At 69.6% G+C, this 17263-nt stretch carries 14 protein-coding genes and 1 riboswitch; of the genes, 5 read left to right on the top strand and 9 right to left on the bottom strand.

From position 1 onward, the window contains the following. Positions 1-49: 49 nt before the first annotated feature. Entirely contained in the window at positions 50-502 is a 453-nt protein-coding gene (locus tag MKD51_RS13595) for a hypothetical protein (protein WP_240241023.1), read from the bottom strand. Positions 503-539: 37 nt separating this feature from the next. After that, a riboswitch (SAM riboswitch) is annotated at positions 540-654 on the bottom strand. 98 nt (positions 655-752) lie between these two features. Continuing rightward, positions 753-1703, bottom strand: a complete 951-nt coding sequence (locus MKD51_RS13590; RefSeq protein ID WP_240241022.1) for an ADP-ribosylglycohydrolase family protein — start codon at positions 1701-1703, stop codon at positions 753-755. 282 nt (positions 1704-1985) lie between these two features. Here MKD51_RS13590 and MKD51_RS13585 point away from each other — a divergent pair, with 282 nt between their 5' ends. Next, positions 1986-3383 (top strand): FAD-linked oxidase C-terminal domain-containing protein, encoded by a 1398-nt coding sequence (locus MKD51_RS13585; protein ID WP_240241021.1) that lies wholly within the window; start codon positions 1986-1988, stop codon positions 3381-3383. Between the two features lie 9 nt (positions 3384-3392). After that, positions 3393-4586, top strand: a complete 1194-nt coding sequence (locus tag MKD51_RS13580; protein ID WP_240241020.1) for a cytochrome P450 — start codon at positions 3393-3395, stop codon at positions 4584-4586. A gap of 6 nt (positions 4587-4592) precedes the next feature. Here MKD51_RS13580 and MKD51_RS13575 read toward each other — a convergent pair whose 3' ends face one another. From MKD51_RS13575 to MKD51_RS13555, 5 genes are all read right to left on the bottom strand, one after another. Continuing rightward, the gene (locus tag MKD51_RS13575) at positions 4593-5231 is read right to left on the bottom strand and encodes a GntR family transcriptional regulator (protein ID WP_240241019.1); all 639 of its coding nucleotides are present in this window, start codon (positions 5229-5231) and stop codon (positions 4593-4595) included. A gap of 90 nt (positions 5232-5321) precedes the next feature. Then, positions 5322-6797, bottom strand: coding sequence for an FAD-dependent tricarballylate dehydrogenase TcuA (gene tcuA / locus MKD51_RS13570; RefSeq protein WP_240241018.1), 1476 nt, complete (start codon positions 6795-6797; stop codon positions 5322-5324). Positions 6798-6861: 64 nt separating this feature from the next. Beyond that, positions 6862-8421, bottom strand: a complete 1560-nt coding sequence (locus MKD51_RS13565) for a tripartite tricarboxylate transporter permease (protein ID WP_240241017.1) — start codon at positions 8419-8421, stop codon at positions 6862-6864. Between the two features lies 1 nt (position 8422). Further along, positions 8423-9028 carry a tripartite tricarboxylate transporter TctB family protein gene (locus tag MKD51_RS13560; protein ID WP_240241016.1) on the bottom strand — a complete coding sequence of 202 codons (606 nt, stop codon included), beginning with the start codon at positions 9026-9028 and terminating at the stop codon, positions 8423-8425. A 2-nt stretch (positions 9029-9030) separates the two neighbouring features. After that, positions 9031-10074 (bottom strand): tripartite tricarboxylate transporter substrate-binding protein, encoded by a 1044-nt coding sequence (locus MKD51_RS13555; RefSeq protein ID WP_240241015.1) that lies wholly within the window; start codon positions 10072-10074, stop codon positions 9031-9033. A gap of 277 nt (positions 10075-10351) precedes the next feature. On the opposite strand from MKD51_RS13555, the gene MKD51_RS13550 reads away from it, so the two are divergent. After that, on the top strand, positions 10352-11032 hold the full coding sequence (locus MKD51_RS13550; protein WP_240241014.1) for a hypothetical protein: 681 nt from the start codon (positions 10352-10354) through the stop codon (positions 11030-11032). 127 nt (positions 11033-11159) lie between these two features. Here MKD51_RS13550 and MKD51_RS13545 read toward each other — a convergent pair whose 3' ends face one another. Continuing rightward, positions 11160-12434, bottom strand: coding sequence for a hypothetical protein (locus MKD51_RS13545; RefSeq protein WP_240241013.1), 1275 nt, complete (start codon positions 12432-12434; stop codon positions 11160-11162). Between the two features lie 88 nt (positions 12435-12522). Here MKD51_RS13545 and MKD51_RS13540 point away from each other — a divergent pair, with 88 nt between their 5' ends. Together MKD51_RS13540 and MKD51_RS13535 are read left to right on the top strand one after the other, a co-directional pair. Then, positions 12523-13008 (top strand): hypothetical protein, encoded by a 486-nt coding sequence (locus MKD51_RS13540; RefSeq protein WP_240241012.1) that lies wholly within the window; start codon positions 12523-12525, stop codon positions 13006-13008. Between the two features lie 34 nt (positions 13009-13042). After that, positions 13043-16483, top strand: a complete 3441-nt coding sequence (locus MKD51_RS13535; protein ID WP_240241011.1) for a TM0106 family RecB-like putative nuclease — start codon at positions 13043-13045, stop codon at positions 16481-16483. 89 nt (positions 16484-16572) lie between these two features. On the opposite strand, the gene MKD51_RS13530 is transcribed toward MKD51_RS13535, so the two are convergent. Continuing rightward, complete coding sequence (locus MKD51_RS13530; protein WP_240241010.1) at positions 16573-17229, bottom strand: hypothetical protein; 657 nt, start codon at positions 17227-17229, stop codon at positions 16573-16575. Positions 17230-17263: the final 34 nt, after the last annotated feature.

Here is a 17263-nt window from a genome sequence, read left to right as displayed (position 1 = left end):
ATTCGCACTGCCCGCATCCACCGCCTACCCGCTCACCCCGCCTGCCCGCTCACTCCTGCAACAGCCAAGCCAGCGTCGCGGTCACCGCCTCCGACAGGGTCGACGCCTGCAGCTGCTGCGGCAGCGTGCGCCACGGCTCCACCTCAAGCGTGCCCCGCACGCGCAACCGCGGAGCACGTCGGTCGCCGTCCTGCCGCCGCACCTCGCGATGCAGGTCGAGGAAGAGCTCGGGTGTGAAGCCTGCGTCACGCCACAGGCGAGCCACAGGCAGCCACTGATCCGCGACGCTGTCGGGCACGTGGCCGCGGCGCAGCTGCCCGAACACGACAGGGCCATGGAACGACTTCAGCCAGGTCGGCGACCAGTGCGCCAGAACGGTCAGCCATTCGAGGTCGAGCGCTCGTGCGCGCGCCTCTTCGAGCGTCGGATACTCGTCGGGTCGCGGCCGCGACTCGACAGGCGCGCCGAACTGCGGGGCGGGGATGGGTGCTTGCACGTGCATGAGGGATCCGTCCTCTCGGCGAGGGCGGCGTGCCGCTCCCGCTGACTTGCCCGTCGCGGTCGCGTCGAGCCGGCTCTTCCCCTGGGGCACCCCGCTCAGCGGAGGGGGTTGCCGTGCAGCCGGCCAGGTACCGATGGCTGCAGCTCTTGAGCTTGTGGTCAGTGTAGACGGATGCGGTGACACGACGCCGGACGCCGCCGGCGTGCGACGCGAAGGCGCGATGCGGCGTGCACGAGCGCTACTCGGCGACTCAGCGCCTTCCCACTCCGATCGCGCTCAGCGCCATCCCGGACAGATCCTGTGCGCTGCCGACCGCCCGTTCGGACCACCACCCGTGCAGGTGCTCGGTGAGCTCGGCCGGCAGCGCCGTCGCCCCGTAGACGGCACCGGCCAGCGACCCCGCGATCGCCGCCACCGTGTCGGTGTCTCCGCCGCAGCGCACGGCCAGCTCGAGCGTCTCGGCGAGCGTGCCGCCGTGTGCGATCGCCGACCACGCCGCCTGGAACGCGCCGACCACCCAGCCGTTGTTCGCGGTCAGCTCCCACGGCATCCGCCGATCGCCCGCAGCCGCCTGGTCACGCCAGTACTGCTGCCACTCGGCGCCCTCGACATGCGCGATGCCGCGCTCGAGGTCGAGGTCGCCGGTCTCGATCGCGTGGGTGATCGCGACGCTCCAGATGACGGATGCATCGCCAGCCCGAGGGTCGTGGTGCGTGAGATCGCTGATGGCACGGGCCGCGCGCGCCGCACCGGCCTGATCGCCCAGGTAGCCGAGCGCAACGGGCCCGGTGCGCATGAGCGACCCGTTGCCGCCCGAGCGGCCGTTGACGCGGTGCACCCGCTCGGCGGCGGCGCGCGCTGACGCGGCGCCGTCTCCCTGCATCGAGCCGAAGACGGCGCGCGTCTGCACGCCCACATCCTTCGCATCGCGACTCCACTGCACCCACTCGCCGACGATGCGGTCGAGCGCCGCCTCGTCGTCGAGCGACCGGCCGTCAGCGAGCGCCCGCAGGATCGGCAGTGCCATCGACGTGTCGTCGGTCCACTCGCCCAGCTCCCACGGTCCGCCGGCCTGTACGACGATCGGCATTGGCGGCAGCACCGCGGGCTGGAACTCGTAGGGCGCGCCGAGCGCGTCGCCAGCGGCGGAGGCCAGGATCGCGCCGAGCGCGCGGTCGTGTTGGGCGGAGGTGAGGGCCACGGATGCTCCTTCGGTCAAGACGCTCTGGTCTGCAGTGAACCACCCGCCAGGGCATCATGAACCCGTCGCGCTCCCTGACTGGCTTCGACGAGGTCGCAGGTGGCCTGCACCTGGTCCCCGTGGCTTCCCCGTGCCGGAGGGCGAGGCATGCCGCCGCACGGTCATGGAGGGTGTCAGTCGCCGAACCCTCGGTTGACCCGACCCGCGACGCCCGACGTGTCCTACGGTGGACGCGCGGGCAGCTCGGAGCGCGATCGGCCCTCTGGATCCGAGGAGCCCACGTTGCATACCGAAGCACCAGACCTTGGCTCGCTGGCCGCGTCGCTCCCCGCAGGTGCCCTGCTCACGGAACCCGCCTCGATGGAGGCCTACCGCCGTGACCGCGCCAACGACCCCGACGCCGGCATTCCGCTCGCCGTCGTGCTCGCGACCAGCACGGAAGACGTGCAGGCGGCCGTCCGCTTCGCCGCCACCCACGGCATCCCGATCGTGCCGCGCGGGGCGGGGTCGGGCCTCTCGGGCGGCAGCTCGGCCGTCGACGGCTGCATCGTCGTCTCCCTCGACCGCATGCGCGCCATCGCGATCGACCCGGCGACCAGGATGGCGACCGTGCAGCCCGGCGCCTTCAACGCCGAGGTCAAGGCCGCCGCCGCCGAGCACGGCCTCTGGTACCCACCCGATCCCTCGTCGTTCGAGTTCTGCTCGATCGGCGGCAACGTCGCCACCAACGCCGGTGGCCTCTGCTGCGTGAAGTACGGGGTCACGACCGACTATGTGCTCGGCCTCACGGTCGTGCTCGCCGATGGCCGTGCGGTGCGCCTCGGCGGCCCACGCGTGAAGGATGTCGCCGGCCTCTCGCTCACGAAGCTCTTCGTCGGCAGCGAGGGCACGCTCGGCGTCATCACCGAGGTGATCCTCCGCCTCGTGCCCGCCCAGTCGCCGCCAGCCACGCTCGTCGCGACCTTCGCCGACCTGTCACAGGCGTCGGATGCGGTGGCCGCCATCACGCGCACCACGCGTCCGTCGATGCTCGAGTTCATGGATCGCACGACGATCGCTGCCGTCGAGGACGTCACGCACATGGGCCTCGATCGGCAGGCCGCGGCGATGCTGGTCGTGCAGTTCGACGACCACCCGGGCGACGCGGCGACCGCGCTGGAGGCCGTCGAGCGGCTCTGCACCGAGCACGGCGCGGCCGAGTGCTACGTGACCAGCGACCGCGAGGAGGGCGAGGCGCTGGTGGCAGCCAGGCGGATGGCGATCCCGGCGCTCGAGCGGCAGGGGGCGCTGCTGCTCGAGGATGTCGGTGTGCCGATCCCGCGGCTGCGCGACCTGGTGCTCGGCATCGAGCGCATCGCGGCCGAGCGCGACGTCACGATCGCGGTCATCGCCCACGCGGGCGACGGCAGCACGCATCCGCTGCTCGTGCTCGACCCGACCGACCCCGAGCAGCAGGCCCGCGCGCGGGTGGCCTACGGCGAGGTGATGGATCTGGCGATCTCGCTCGGCGGCACGATCACCGGCGAGCACGGCGTCGGCAGACTGAAGCAGGCGTGGCTGGCCGACTACCTCGGCGACGACGTGCTCGAGCTCAACGAGCGCATCAAGGACGCGCTCGACCCGCAGCACCTGTTCAACCCGGGTGCCGTCTTCGCCCACACGGCGCGCACAGCCCCCTAGGCTCCGGACATGAGCGGCATCCCCTTCCTCGACCTCGCCGACCCGGCCTTCGACGTCACCTCCACCGCCGTCCACAGCGGACGCGACACGAGCTGGTACGCCGAGACCCCATACGGCTGGGCGATCCTGCGCTACGACGAGGGCACTGCGCTGCTGAAGGATCGCCGCTTCCGCCAGGGCAACGGCAAGTGGCCCGATCAGAACGGCATCCACGACGGGCCCTGGCGCGAGTGGTGGCAGGAGACGCTGCTGAGCATCGACGGCGACGATCACCTGCGGCTGCGCAAGCTGCTCGGTCCTGCGTTCCGCAGCAAGGCGATCGAGGCGATGCGGCCGCAGTTCCAGGCACTCGCCAACGACCTGATCGACGGTTTCGCGGGGCGCGGCACCGTCGAGTTCGTGCAGGAGTTCGCCGAGCCCTACGCCTCCCGCATCCTGTGCCTGCTGCTCGGTCTGCCCGACGAGCAATGGCCGCAGGTCGCGCACTGGGCCGACGATCTCGGCAAGTCGTTCGGCATCAACGTCAAGCAGGATCTGCCGCGCATCGAGGCGGCGCTCGAGGGGCTCACCGACTACATCGAGCAGGTCATCACCGACCGGCAGGCGCAGCCGCGCGACGACCTCGTCAGCACGCTCATCGCCGCGCATGAGGCGGGGGATGCGCTCAGTCGCCGAGAGCTCAGCGTCGCCCTGGTCTTCCTCGCGTTCGCGGGCATGGAGACGACACGCAACCAGCTGGGCCTCGCCCTCCAGACGTTCCTCGAGCATCCGGACCAGTGGGCACTGCTCGCCGAGCGCCCCGAGCTCGGCGCCCGCGCCGTCGAGGAGGTCATGCGTGTGAACCCGACGGTCACGTGGGTCACTCGCGAGGCGATCGACGACGTCGACCTGCACGGGCTGCAGATCCCCAAGGGCGGCATCGTGCAGGTGCTCTCGCACGCCATCGGCACCGACCAGCGCGCCATGGCCGAGCACGTCCCCTTCGGCATCGACTACGACGACCGCCCGTTGCACAGCGGCTTCGGCGGCGGCGTGCACCACTGCCTCGGCCACTTCGTCGCGCGCACCGACATGAGCGTCGCCCTGCCCCTGCTCGCTCGGAGGATGGCGGATGTCGCTGCCGACGGTCCGGGCGAGTGGCTTCCGGTCTCGGGTAACACCGGCCCGATCCGCTTCCCGCTCAGGTTCACGCCCGAGCGCTGAGCGACCTCACTGCGCCGCTTGCGAGCCGCCCACCGCATACATCGACATGCGCACCTCGCGCGCTGCGGTCATGTGCGACTCGGCGATCTCGCGCGCACGCAGCGCGTCGCGGGCGTCGATCGCTGCGAGCAGCTGCTCATGCTCCACGAGCACTGCCGACCAGCGGTCGTCGCCCTCGAGCGTCGTCGTCGGGTAGCGCACGAGGTGCACGTTGAGTCGATGCAGGAGGTCGACGAGGGTGGCCGAGTGGCTCGCGGCCCAGACGGCCTCGTGGAACTTGCGGTTCGCGGTCGCCCTGGCCCGGGCATCCGACCCCGTGGTCACCATCGCATCCTGTGCCGCGCGCAGGCGGCGTCGATCGAGCTCGGTGGCGCGCTCGGCCGCGGCGCGCGCGGCCGCACCCTCGAGCGTGATGCGCACGTCATAGATGTCGATGATCTCTTCGGGGCTCGTCTCGCGCACCTGCACGCCGCGCGGCAGCCGCTCGACGAGCGCCTCGATCTCGAGCCGATGCAGCGCCTCTCGCACGGGGGTGCGCGAAGTGCCGAACTCGGTGGCGAGCCGGTTCTCAGAGAGCGGCTCGCCCGGCTTGATGCGCCCATCGACGATCGCCTGCCGAATCGTGTCGTACACACTGGTCGCCACCTGCGCACCACCTTCCCCTGCCGAATCTACCCGGATGCTCCGGGCCGGCCGCTGGGCGGAGCCGCACGGCCGGCACGGTGCACGCCGCGATCAGGCGACGGCACCCGCACGACGACCGAACACCATGCCCGCCGCGAGCCCCGAGCCACCCGGGTAGTTGCCCGAGAAGAGCCCGCCGAGCATCTCGCCGCACGCGAGCAGACCCGGGATGGGCTCCCCCGCCTGGTCGAGCACGCGGCCGTCGAGGTCGCCCTTGACGCCGCCGAACGTGAACGTGATGCCGCACGTGACGGGGTAGGCGAAGAACGGGCCGGTCTCGATGGGCGACGCCCAGTTCGACTTCGGCGGCTGCACGTCGGCGCGACGGCCGTCCTTCACGGTCGGGTCGAACACGACGGCACGGTCGATGGATGCGTTGAAGGCGTCGATCGTCGACGTGAGATCCGCGCGGTCGACACCCATGGCATCCGCCAGCTCGTCGATCGTGTCGGCCTCATGCACGCCGATGCCGGGCATGTCGTACTCCTCGGTGCGCAGCATCGGGCGCAGCGAGGCGTCGAAGATCTGCCAGGCGATGGAGCCCGGCTGCTTGAGGATCTCGCGGCCGTACTTCGCATAGGTGTAGTTGCGGAAGTCGGCGCCCTCGTCGAGGAAGCGCTGGCCGTCGCGGTTGACGATGATGCCGAGCGGGTAGCTCTGGCGCGTCAGGCGGTTCGTGAGCTCGCGGTTCGACTCGTTGTGCTCGGCGCCGGCATCCCACTGCACTGAGTGGCAGGTCGACCAGTCGCCGCCCTTGGCCGCGCCGATCTCGAGCGCAGCCGAGAGCATGTCGCCCACGTTGTAGGGGGTGCCGCGCACCTTGGCGTTCGCCCAGCCCTGCCCGAGGTGCTGCTCGCGCCACTCGGGGCTCGACTCGAAGCCGCCTGCCGCGAGCACGACGCTCTCGGCCCGCAGCTCGAGCTCGTCGCCCGTCGCCTCTTCGGTGGCGCGCACGCCGACGACCCGGCCGCCTTCGACGATCAGCGAGCGGGCGCGGATGCCGTAGCGCACCTCGGTGCCGAGCCGCTCGGCGACCGCGGTGTGATCGGCGATCAAGCCCTCGCCGCCGCCGACGTTGCCGACGTGCAGGCCGCCCCAGAAGAGGTAGCTGCCGTCGGGCCGGTCGTAGGCCTGCCGCTCGTACATGAGTCGGTACTTGAGGCCCAGCCCGTGGAGCCACCGCACCGCATCCGCCGTCTCCGTCACCAGCACCTGCGCCATCTCGCGGTCGGTCTTGCCGTCGGTGACTTTGATGAGGTCGGCGAGGTACTCCTCGCTCGAGTAGGGCGGCACCTCGGTGAGCGCGTGGCGGTCGTCGGCCTCGACGATGTCGCGCAGGTCGTCGAGCCCCGCGTGGTTCATGCGGGTGGCGCCGGCGGTGTAGAAGCTGTTGCCGCCGGCCATGTCGCGCTCGCCGCGCTCGAGCAGCACGACGCTGCGGCCGCGCTCTGCTGCGGCGTGGGCTGCGGCGAATCCGGCGTTGCCGCCGCCGACGACGATGACGTCGTGGCTCGTGGGTGTGGTCATGTCGATCCTCTCGGCACGGAAGCTGTCGCCTCCCATTGTATACAGATGTATGCGACTGCGCGCGTTACTTCGCGACGCCGCGTAGCTCACGCTCGGCCTCGCGCTCGGCCTCGTCGACAGAAACCGCATCGCGCAGCGTGCGGCGACGGCGACGGCCCACGCCGACCAGCGGCGGCAGCACCAGCAGCAGCAGCACGACCACCCAGAGCCCGATCGCCAGCGGGCTCGAGAGCAGCACGGCCGGGTCGCCTTCCGAGAGCGTCATGGCGCGGCGCAGCTGCGCCTCCACGAGCGGCCCGAGGATGAGGCCGACGACAGCGGGCGCGACCGGGATGTCGGCAAGCCGCAGCAGCATGCCGAAGGCGCCGAGCGCCACCAGGATCACGATGTCCCACACCGAGCCGCCGGCAGCGAAGGCGCCGAGCGCGGCGAAGACCGTGACGGCCGCGTAGATCCCCCAGGTGGGGATGGTGAGCAGCTTGGCCCACACCTTCACGAGCGGCAGGTTGAGCACCAGCAGCATCACGTTGCCGATGTAGAGGGATGCGATGAGTGCCCACACGAGGTCGCCCGATTCGGCGAACAGCGTCGGGCCGGGCTGCAGGCCGTAGGACTGGAAGGCGGTGAGGATGATCGCCGCGGTGGCGCTGGTGGGCAGGCCGATCGTCAGCAGCGGCACGAGCACGCCGGCGGCGGCGGCGTTGTTGGCAGCCTCCGGGCCCGCGACGCCCTCGATGGCGCCGTGGCCGAACTCGCCCTTGTGCTTGGTGAGCTTCTTCTCGGCGGCATAGCTGAGGAAGGTCGGGATCTCGGCGCCGCCCGCGGGCAGCGAGCCGATCGGGAAGCCGAGCGCGGTGCCGCGCAGCCAGGCGGGCCAGGAGCGTCGCCACTCGGCGCGCGTGAGCGCGGCGCGACCCTTGACGGGCTGGATGGTCGACGTGCCGGTGCCCGAGAGCACGTGCGAGAGCGTCTCGGCGACGGCGAACAGGCCAACGACCACGAGCACGACGTCGATGCCGTCGAGCAGCCGGTCGGAGCCGAAGGTCATGCGCGCCTGGCCCGACTGCACGTCGATGCCGACGATGCCGATGGTGAGGCCGATGAGCAGGCTCGCGGCGCCCTTCAGCAGGTTGGGACCGAGCAGCGCCGCCACCGAGACGAAGGCGATCGCCATCAGCGCCACGTACTCGGGCGGGCCGAGCGTGACGGCGAAGGCGGCCATGACGGGCGCGATCAGCGTGATGCCGATCGTGCCAATGGTGCCGGCGACGAACGAGCCGATCGCGGCGGTCGCGAGGGCGGCAGCGGCGCGACCGCTGCGCGCCATCTTGTTGCCCTCGAGGGCCGAGACGATCGAGGCCGACTCACCGGGTGTGTTCAGCAGGATCGACGTGGTCGAGCCGCCGTACATGCCGCCGTAGTAGATGCCGGCGAAAAGGATGAGCGCCGACGAGGGCTCGAGCTGGAACGTGATGGGGAGCAGCAGCGCCACCGTGAGGGCCGGGCCGATGCCGGGCAGCACGCCGACGGCGGTGCCGATCGTGACGCCGAGCAGCGCCCAGAGCAGGTTGGCGGGCGTGAGGGCTGATTCGAAGCCCTGCAGCAGGAGGGAGAAGGCTTCCATGTCAGAACCCCCAGGGTCCGGCGGGCAGCGTGAGCCCGATGATGCGGTCGAAGAGCAGCACGACGACGCCGGCGAGCAGCACCGCGGTGATCACCAGGTGCCAGCCGCGCGGTGCGCCGAGCAGCAGCGCGACGGCGATGTAGAGGAGCGCCGCCGCGAGGAAGAAGCCGACGAGCGGCAGCAGCGCGGCGAAGACGAGCAGGGCGACGAGCACGAGCACCGTGCTCCAGCCCCGCCCGCGGCGCACGACGCCGCCGCGGCGCACGCGCAGCAGCACGAGCGCGTAGCGGTGGTTGCCGATCGCGAGCGCCAGCCCGACGATCCCGAGCAGCGAGCCGATCAGGATCGGGAAGGCGGCGGGGCCCAGCGGGTCGGATGCGGGTGGCAGCTGCGAGGCGTCGACCAGCACGAGGATGGCGATGACCGTCATGATCGCGCCGACGAGCGCGGTCGTGGCGCCCGAGAGCACCGCGGGGTAGGCGCCGGCGGTGAAGGCGTCCGGTGGTGGCGGAGCGTTGAGCTCCGCCTTCTCCATGACGCTCATCTCCGTGGTCTCGAGGCCCGGCCGAGCCTTGCGGCCCCGGTCGTCACGCTTGCGTCCCAGCATGGTCAGTCCACCAATCCGATCGAGCGCAGCACGTCTTGCGTGGTCCGCTGCTCGCTGTCGACGAAGGCCTCGAGGTCGGGGCCGGTGAGGTAGGCGTCGCTCCAGCCGCGCTGCTGGAGGATGTCGTTCCAGGTCTCGGATGCGTGCATCTCGTCGAGCATCGCGACGAGCGCGGCGCGCTCCTCGGGTTCGAGACCGAGCGGGGCGGCGATGCCACGCCAGTTCTCGAGCTCGACGTCGATGCCGGTCTCTCGCAGCGACGGCACACCCGGCAGGGTGTCGAGCTCCTCCGGGCTCGACACGGCGAGCGCTCGCATCGAGCCGTCGGCGATGTAGGGCGCGAGCTCGGAGATGCCGGAGATGCCGGCGACCGAGCTGCCGGAGAGCATCGTGGTGAGGGCCTCGCCGCCGCCGGAGTGCGCGACGTAGGAGACCTCGGCGGGGTCTGCACCGACCGCCTGGCCGATCAGGCCCGCGAGCACCTGCTCGACGCCACCGGCCGAGCCGCCGGCGATCGAGACGGAGCCGACGTCGGTCGCCATCGCTTCGCCGAGCTCCTCCATGGTCTGGATGGGCGAGCTCGAGGGCACCGCCACGACGAGGTACTCGGTGGAGAGGCGAGCGAGCATGTCGACGTCTTCGAGGGTGGCCTCGGACTCGTTGGTGAGGATGGCGCCGACCATGATGGCGCCCGTCACCATGAGCTCGTTGGCCTCGCCCGAGTGGCGCACGAACTGCGGCAGCCCGATGGTGCCGCCGGCGCCGCCCACGTTGTAGACCTCGCTGCGGCCGACGATGTCGGCGAGGGATGCCTGCACCGCGCGGGAGGTCTGATCCCAGCCGCCGCCCGGGTTTGCGGGGGCCATGATGCTCAGCTGCCGGCCGCCGAGCGCGGCGTCGTAGCCGCTGGCTGCGCTGGAGCGCTGCTCGATGCCGGTCACGACCAGCGTGGCGATCATCGCCACGCTGGCGACCGCGCCGATCACGAGGCGAACTGCGTGCGGGATGCGCTTGCGCTTCCCTGTTGGCTGCTCTTCGGTCACCATCGACGGGCCCTCCCGGTCACGACGTCACTGTCGGGATGCAACGGTATACAAGTGGATGCGCGACGTCAAGCGGGTCGCCGCAACTTGCTTCCCGGCCCCCATTCCTTCGCGGCGTCTAGGTGCTGGCTGACGTCGTCGTCAACGACTCCGGGCACGCGAGTTTGCCATCGGCGATGCGAGCTGACCAGCAGATTCAACCGTCGATAGGGTTCCGGCAGCGCCACCAATGGCGCGGGTGCAGAGCACCCACCGGGATGATCTAGGGAGACGTGTTCTCATGACGCCACTGCCCACACTGCAAGATCATCTTGCCGAGAGCCGCGTCGCGGTGACGAGTAGAGACTTCGAACTGAGCAAGAGCCTCGGGACAGCTGCGAGTTGGGCGGTTTGGGGATCGGAAGTCGGCGACATGTCCGTCTTCGACGATGCCGCATTAATCACACCCCAACTCCGCAAGGACGTCGTGCTGATCGGCGCCAACTTTGGGATGATTCGCGACGACGAAGTCATCCAGCGTTTCAAGAACTTTCACGCCGGGCGCAGCGGCGGTGACGCCAAGCTTCGGAGAGGCATCGAAGGGACTCCGCTGGAGGGCGCGTTCCTGACTGATCTACTGAAGGACTACCCAACCCCCGACACCCAAGGCCTCAAGAAAGCGATCTTGTCTGGAGAGATCGACATTCGGAAGCACGTCGTCGAAGGGTTCGCTGAGGAACAGGCGGCACTCGGACTGGACACCAACACGCTGTACATCCCGCTGGGGAGGACGACGCAGGAGCTCTGGGAGCTTCTCGTCGCGCTCGGACACATCCGAGCTGATCAACGAGTGTTCCATCGAATCGGCAATGGCGGGCCAACGTACAACAATGCCGTCGTGCAGAACCTTCGCCACTACGCTTCGGCGGTCAACATGAGCAAGGCAGTCGCGGCCCTGCTCGAGCAAAACGTGCGGGTGTAGCGCGTGACCCCTTGTGTCGCCTGCGCCTCCCTGCGTCGTGGGCAGAGATGATCGAAGGCCTCGACGACGACAGCGCCGCGGTCTGACCGCGTTTCCGCCGAACTGCCGGGTCGCTCGACCGACCGCGTCAGTCGCGCGGCTCGGGGTTCTCGATTGCGGCGGGGGCGTCTTCCGCGCGACGCGCATCTCGCCGCGCTTGCACGCGCTTCGCGAGGCTCAGCACGACGCTGTCGCCCTGTTCCTGGATGCCCGCGCCGACGGCCTTCGCGCGCGTTGCGACGCCATCGCCGATCGCCCCTACTTGGTCAGCTGCCTCGCCGACGAGTGCTCGAGCCGCACGCGCCCAGGGCGTGTTGTCGGCCTGCTCCACCTGAGTGACCGCGAGGTCTGCGTGCCGCGCGAACTCGGCGACCTCGTTGTTGACGCCGTTGGCACGATCGGTGACCCGTCGCGAACTGAAGGGGTTGGCTACCCGGTCGCGATTCGTCAGTGTCGCAGCATCATGAACGGATGCATTGATCGCGTCAAGGGTGCGTGCGATGCGGTTGGTCCGGGCGAGCCGAGCGGCTCTGATGCCATGCCTGTGCTGGTCGAGTTGGTCCGGTTCAGAGTCGATCACGCGCGCAAGCTCAAGCACGTACTGCCGGTCCTGCAGCGCCATAGTCCGTGCCAGCACGCCGAGCCAGAACGAGACATCCTCGCGGACCTCCTCGAGTACGGCAGCAGATTTGTCAGTGTCGGTCCCGCGCTCCTTGACGAGCTCCGCGAGCGCGCCGAGCTGTGCCACCGCCTCCGCCTGCATGGTCTGCAGAGCGAGCGAGTTCGCCTGCACCTTCGACCAGGTGATAGCCGAGACCCGGCCCGTTGCGTCGTAGATGCTCTTCGCCTCGTCGATCGCGAACGTTACGCCGCCGATCTGACCGAGTGCTTCGATCTTGCGCTGCTTGAGCAGGCGATCGAGCTTCGCGTCAATGACTTCGAGGTACTCCTGGATGTCGTCGAGCGACGCCTCGAGCGACGCCTGCGTCATCATCGTCGCGAGCGCCATGGGTGCGGCAGGGGTGAGCAGCGCTGCGTGCTCGAACTTCAGGTGCTTGAGAATCTTCCCGCCCTCACCTCGCACCACCCCGGTCATGAGATTGTCAGCCTTGCTGAGCGCCTCGCCGTGCTTCTTGACGAACTCTGCAGACTCCTTGGTCAGCTTGACCCAGCGCCCGCTATTGGCCTGCACTGCGCCCATGACGCCGAGTGCTTTGCCCGCGAGCGCGAGCGACTGCTGCGTCAGCTTCTTCGCATTGACGCCTGTCTTTGCCTCAAAGGATTGCAGGGCCAGCTCGTCGCCGAGCAGCATGATGCCGTCGTCGCTCTCGATGATCGCCAATGCCAGGTCGTCGTCGCTCATGGCTTGATTCTGACCGATCACAGTGACATCTGCCGCCAATGCGTCACCACGGTGCCCACCCGTCAGTGGCCACGACGAAGATGAAGCCATGCACGAGAGCGACCAGCCTGCAGAGCAACCGACCACGTTGCCGGAATTTCGCATTGCAGACCCCGCGGCATGGCTTGGAGATCCCGATTTCGACGTCGTCGATCTGGTCCTGGGCATGCCCGAGTATTTCGGCGCCAACGTCTGGAGCCCACAGGGCGGCGAGGTCGAGGAGGTTGAGACGCGGGATGACCTCAAAGCTCGCGTCGCTCGCCTCGACGACAACCGTTTCGGCGTGCTGAAGTGCGCGGTCGGCGAGCGATTCCCCTTCGCCCAGACCCTGCGGGTCGGTGACGCGTGGATCGTCGAAGTGCACGACGGCACCGCCGACGGCTGGGTGAGCCGCGTGCGGCGTGGCGAACGGACGATGCCGCAGGACGTGCTCGATCCCGCAGAGGCGTTCACCGCCGATGATGCTGCGACGATCATGTGGGCATGGCTGGCGGGCGAATTGCCAGAGGGCCTGTCGCAGATGTCGCTCCGCTGACGATCGCATCTCGAACCCAAGACTGGAGCGCATCATGATCCTGGATGACACCACCGGCGAAGTGCTGCTCACCGCGAGCGACCTGACGCGCGCCAGCAGTTGCGAGTGGCAGGTGCTCACTGGCCTCGACGCGAAGCTCGGGCGCCGCGACGCACCGCCGTCCGATGAGGATGCGATGCTCGCGCGCACCGCGAAGCTCGGCGACGTGCACGAGGAGCGCATCCTCGAACAGCTGCGCGGGAAAGGTCCGGTCGTCGAGATCGAGAAGGATCTGGGCGCTGCCGGGCGCGATGCAGCCATCGCCGCGACCCGCGAGGCGGTCGAACGCCGCGCTCCCGTCATCTTCCAGGCAGCGTTCGGCGGCGGTCGCTTCTTCGGCTACGCCGACTTCATCGAGCTCGACGACGACGGCCACTATGTCGTCTCCGACGCGAAGCTCGCCCGCAGCCCCAAGGTGACCGCGCTGCTGCAGCTCGCTGCCTACGGCGGTGCGCTCCGCGAGCTCGGCGCGCCGGTCTCCGACGAGGTGCGCCTGCTGCTCGGCGACGGCACGGTCAGCGCCCACCGCCTGCGCGACATCGAACCGGTGCTGCTCGAGCGCCGCGCGCGGCTCGAGCACCTCGTCGACGAGCGACTCGAGGCAGGCGCCGTACTCCCCTGGTCCACACCCGGCATCCTCGCCTGCGGCGCGTGCCCCGCCTGCGAGCAGCAGATCGAGCTGCACGACGACGTCTTCCGCATCGCCGGGTTGCGCAGAGACCAGCGCGAACGCCTACGCACCGTCGGCATCCGCACGGTGGCCGAGCTCGCATCCGCCTCCGACTTCGCCAAGCCCGACGGTATGGCCGCGGCGACCTTCGCGATACTGCAGCGCCAGGCAAAGGCGCAACTGCAGAGCCAGACGGAGGGGGAAGTCACCTTCTCGCTCGTCGAGGAGGGTCCGATCCGAGCGCTCCCAGAGCCGAGCGCCGGCGACCTCTTCTTCGACTTCGAGGGCGACCCGCTCTGGCAGGACGGCTCGTTCTGGGGCATCGACTACCTGTTCGGTGTGCGCGACACGGCAGGGCAGTTCACCGGCTTCTGGGCGCATTCGCTCGCCGAAGAGAAGCGGGCACTCATCGACTTCCTCGCCTATGTCGCCGAGCGCCGAGAGCGCCACCCCGACCTGCACATCTATCACTACGCCTCCTACGAGCGCACGCACCTGCTGAGCATCGCCGCCCGCCACGGCGTCGGGGAGGATCAGATCGACGACCTGCTGCGCGCGGGCGTGCTGGTCGACCTTTACCCGGTGGTGAAGCGGGCGCTCGTGATCGGCAGCCCCAGCTATTCGCTCAAGAAGCTCGAGCCGCTTTACATGCCGGCCGAGCGCGCCGGCGAGGTGACGAACGCGGGCGACTCGATCGTCTGGTTCCAGGAGGCGACGGAGCTGCGCGACGCGGGCGAGCACGACGAGGCGGATCGCCTCTTCGCCCAGATTGAGGAGTACAACGCCTACGACGTCGAGTCGACCCACCGGCTGCGCGACTGGCTGCGCGGTCTCGTCGCCGACCACGAGGACGAGCGGATGCCCGCCTCACCACCCAAGGAGCTCTCACCCGAGCAGTCAGAGATCATCGAGGCGCGGGAGCGGCTCGTCGAGCGGCTGCTTGCGCGGGCGGGCGACGATCCAGCGCATCGCGACGCCGATCAAACGGCGCTGTGGCTCGCCTCCGCTGCGGTCGGCTTCCACACCCGCGAGCGCAAGACGTTCTGGTGGGAACACTTCTCGCGGCTCGATGGCGCGATCGAGGAATGGCGAGATGAGCGCGAGGTCGTCACTGTCGACGAAGTTCTCTATGTGAGCCCGTGGCGACCCGAGAAGCGCAGTGTGGTTCGGCGCATCCGGTTCCGCGGCACTCTCGCGCCTGGTTCGCGCCTCGGCAGTGAGGCGAGCGGAATGTACGCGGCCTACGAGCAGCCGACGGCGATCGACCCCGATGCGATCACCGTCCTGCGTGCCCACAACCGCACGGTGCTGTCGGCCGACGGTGATGTCTTCGAACTCGCGGAGCGGCAGGGCGATGTGCCGGAGCAGTGGAGTGAACTGCCGATCGCGATGGCTCCGGCGCAGCCGCCGAACTCCCGCCCGCTCAGCGAGTCGATCGAGGCTTGGGCAGAGAGGGTCGCGACGGCGGCGGCGCAGGGTGGCCCGCTGGTGGCTTCCCTGCCCGACGAGGCCGCGCTCGACGTGTTGCGGCGGCGGGTGCCGAGCGCGCTCGCCGAGGTGAGCGATGGCGAGACGGCGACGATCGACGCGGTGGCGCGCTCGCTCGCCGAGCTCGATGCGCCGTTCGTCGCTGTGCAGGGCCCACCCGGCACCGGCAAGACCTACAGCGGGGCGCGCGTGATCGCCTCGCTCATCGACCGCGGCTGGCGCATCGGCGTCGTCGCCCAGTCGCACGCGACGGTCGAGCACATGCTCGAGGGCGTGATCGAGGCAGGCGTGCCGGCCGAACGCGTACTGAAGTCGCGCAAGACCGGCGATACGGGGGTGCACGGCTGGACCGTCTCGTCTGACCCGGAGCGCGACCTCGGCGACGACGCGGGCGTCATGGGCGGCACTGCGTGGACCTTCGCCGGGCTCGCGAACAAGAGTCGGCGGCCCCTCGACCTGCTCGTCATCGACGAGGCGGGCCAGTTCTCGCTCGCGAACACGATCGCGGCGGGCCAGGCTGCGCGCCAACTGCTCCTCATCGGCGACCCGCAGCAGCTACCGCAGGTGAGCCAGGGCACGCATCCGGCGCCCGTCGACGACTCGGCACTCGGGTGGCTGTGCGACGGGGCTGCAGTGGTGCCGCCGGAGTTCGGCTACTTCCTCGGCACGTCGTGGCGGATGCACCCACGGCTCTGCGAGGCCGTGTCCGACCTGGCGTACGACGGCCGGCTCGGCGCCCACGACTCGGAGCGCGCGATGCCAGGCATCGCACCCGGCCTCGTCCCGGTGCCCGTCGAGCATGTCGGCCGCACGACGTCGTCACCCGAGGAGGCGGCGGAGGTCGAGCGCATCTTCCGCGAGGTCGTTGGCCGCGAGTGGCACGACGGCAAGGAGCGGCGCACGCTCACTGCCGCTGACGTGATCGTCGTCGCCCCCTACAACGCGCAGGTGGGCCTGCTGCAAGACCGGCTGCAGGCCGCCGGTTTCGGCGACGCGTCGGTCGGCACGGTCGATCGCTTCCAGGGGCGGGAGGCCGCGGTGGTGATCGTCTCGATGAGCGCGTCGAGCGCCGCCGAAGTGCCGCGCGGCATCGACTTCCTCCTGTCGATCAACCGCCTCAACGTCGCGATCTCCCGCGGTCAGTGGCTCGCCTACCTCGTGCACTCCCCCGGCCTGCGCGAGCATCTCCCGCCGACGCCAGACGGCGTCGCGCAACTGAGCGCGTTCCTGCGACTGGTGAGCGGGAACGAGGAGGCTCAGACCACAGTCACCCAGTAGTCGCCCATGCACTGGCCCTCGCAACTGGCAGCCCTCTTGGCGATTCGCGCGACGCCACGAGCGCGCGACGCGATCGCTGACATGTGTGACTACGGCAGCACTGCTGCAAGGGTCTGTGCGATCACCGGAGCAATGCGACGCCCGTTCTGGAGGTAGATCGGCATCATCGACGCGATCGGTCGATTGCCGATGACGATGCGCCCATCTGTGTCGAGCACTGCGACCGGCTGCTCGTCGCGGAAGATCACCCAGAGGTTCTCCCACGGGTGGAACTTGGTGCGGCCCGGCGACAACGTCGCCAGCATCTCCCGCCCTTCGGCGAATCCGTCAAGCACATTGGGCTCGGGGTAACTCGCGTTATACCCCCACATCTCCCGGGGGACGACGAGTCGCGCATCCCACCGGTGGCGGTCATCGACCTGCGACTGCAACACCTGCGCGATCACGCGGTACGTCAGCGAACGTGGCGTCGTCGCGCGCCGGCCCATGGGCCAAGCAGTCACCTTCTCGACGAGCTTGATGACATCGAAGGGCTCATCCGCGGTCAACAGCGTGTGCAACGCCACGGGCTGCCAGGGCTGCTCGCTGTGCACATGCACGCTGCCGCCGTTGCGATTGAGATCGACCCTCACCTCGAAGTCGCTCAGCTCTCCGTCGCGCACGCCGAGGCAGTCGTAGAACCCGTCGAGCGGAAAGTGGTTCCACACGATGAGCCGCGAATTGCGTCGTGCGAGCGTCGCCGCCATCCACCAGGAGAGGGCGTTCGCCCGCTGCCAGGCC

It is taken from the genome of Agrococcus sp. ARC_14 (assembly GCF_022436485.1).
In the GTDB taxonomy this organism is placed as follows: domain Bacteria; phylum Actinomycetota; class Actinomycetes; order Actinomycetales; family Microbacteriaceae; genus Agrococcus.
The sequence above is the reverse complement of the archived record's forward strand: the minus strand, read 5'-3'. Positions and strand labels throughout refer to the sequence as shown.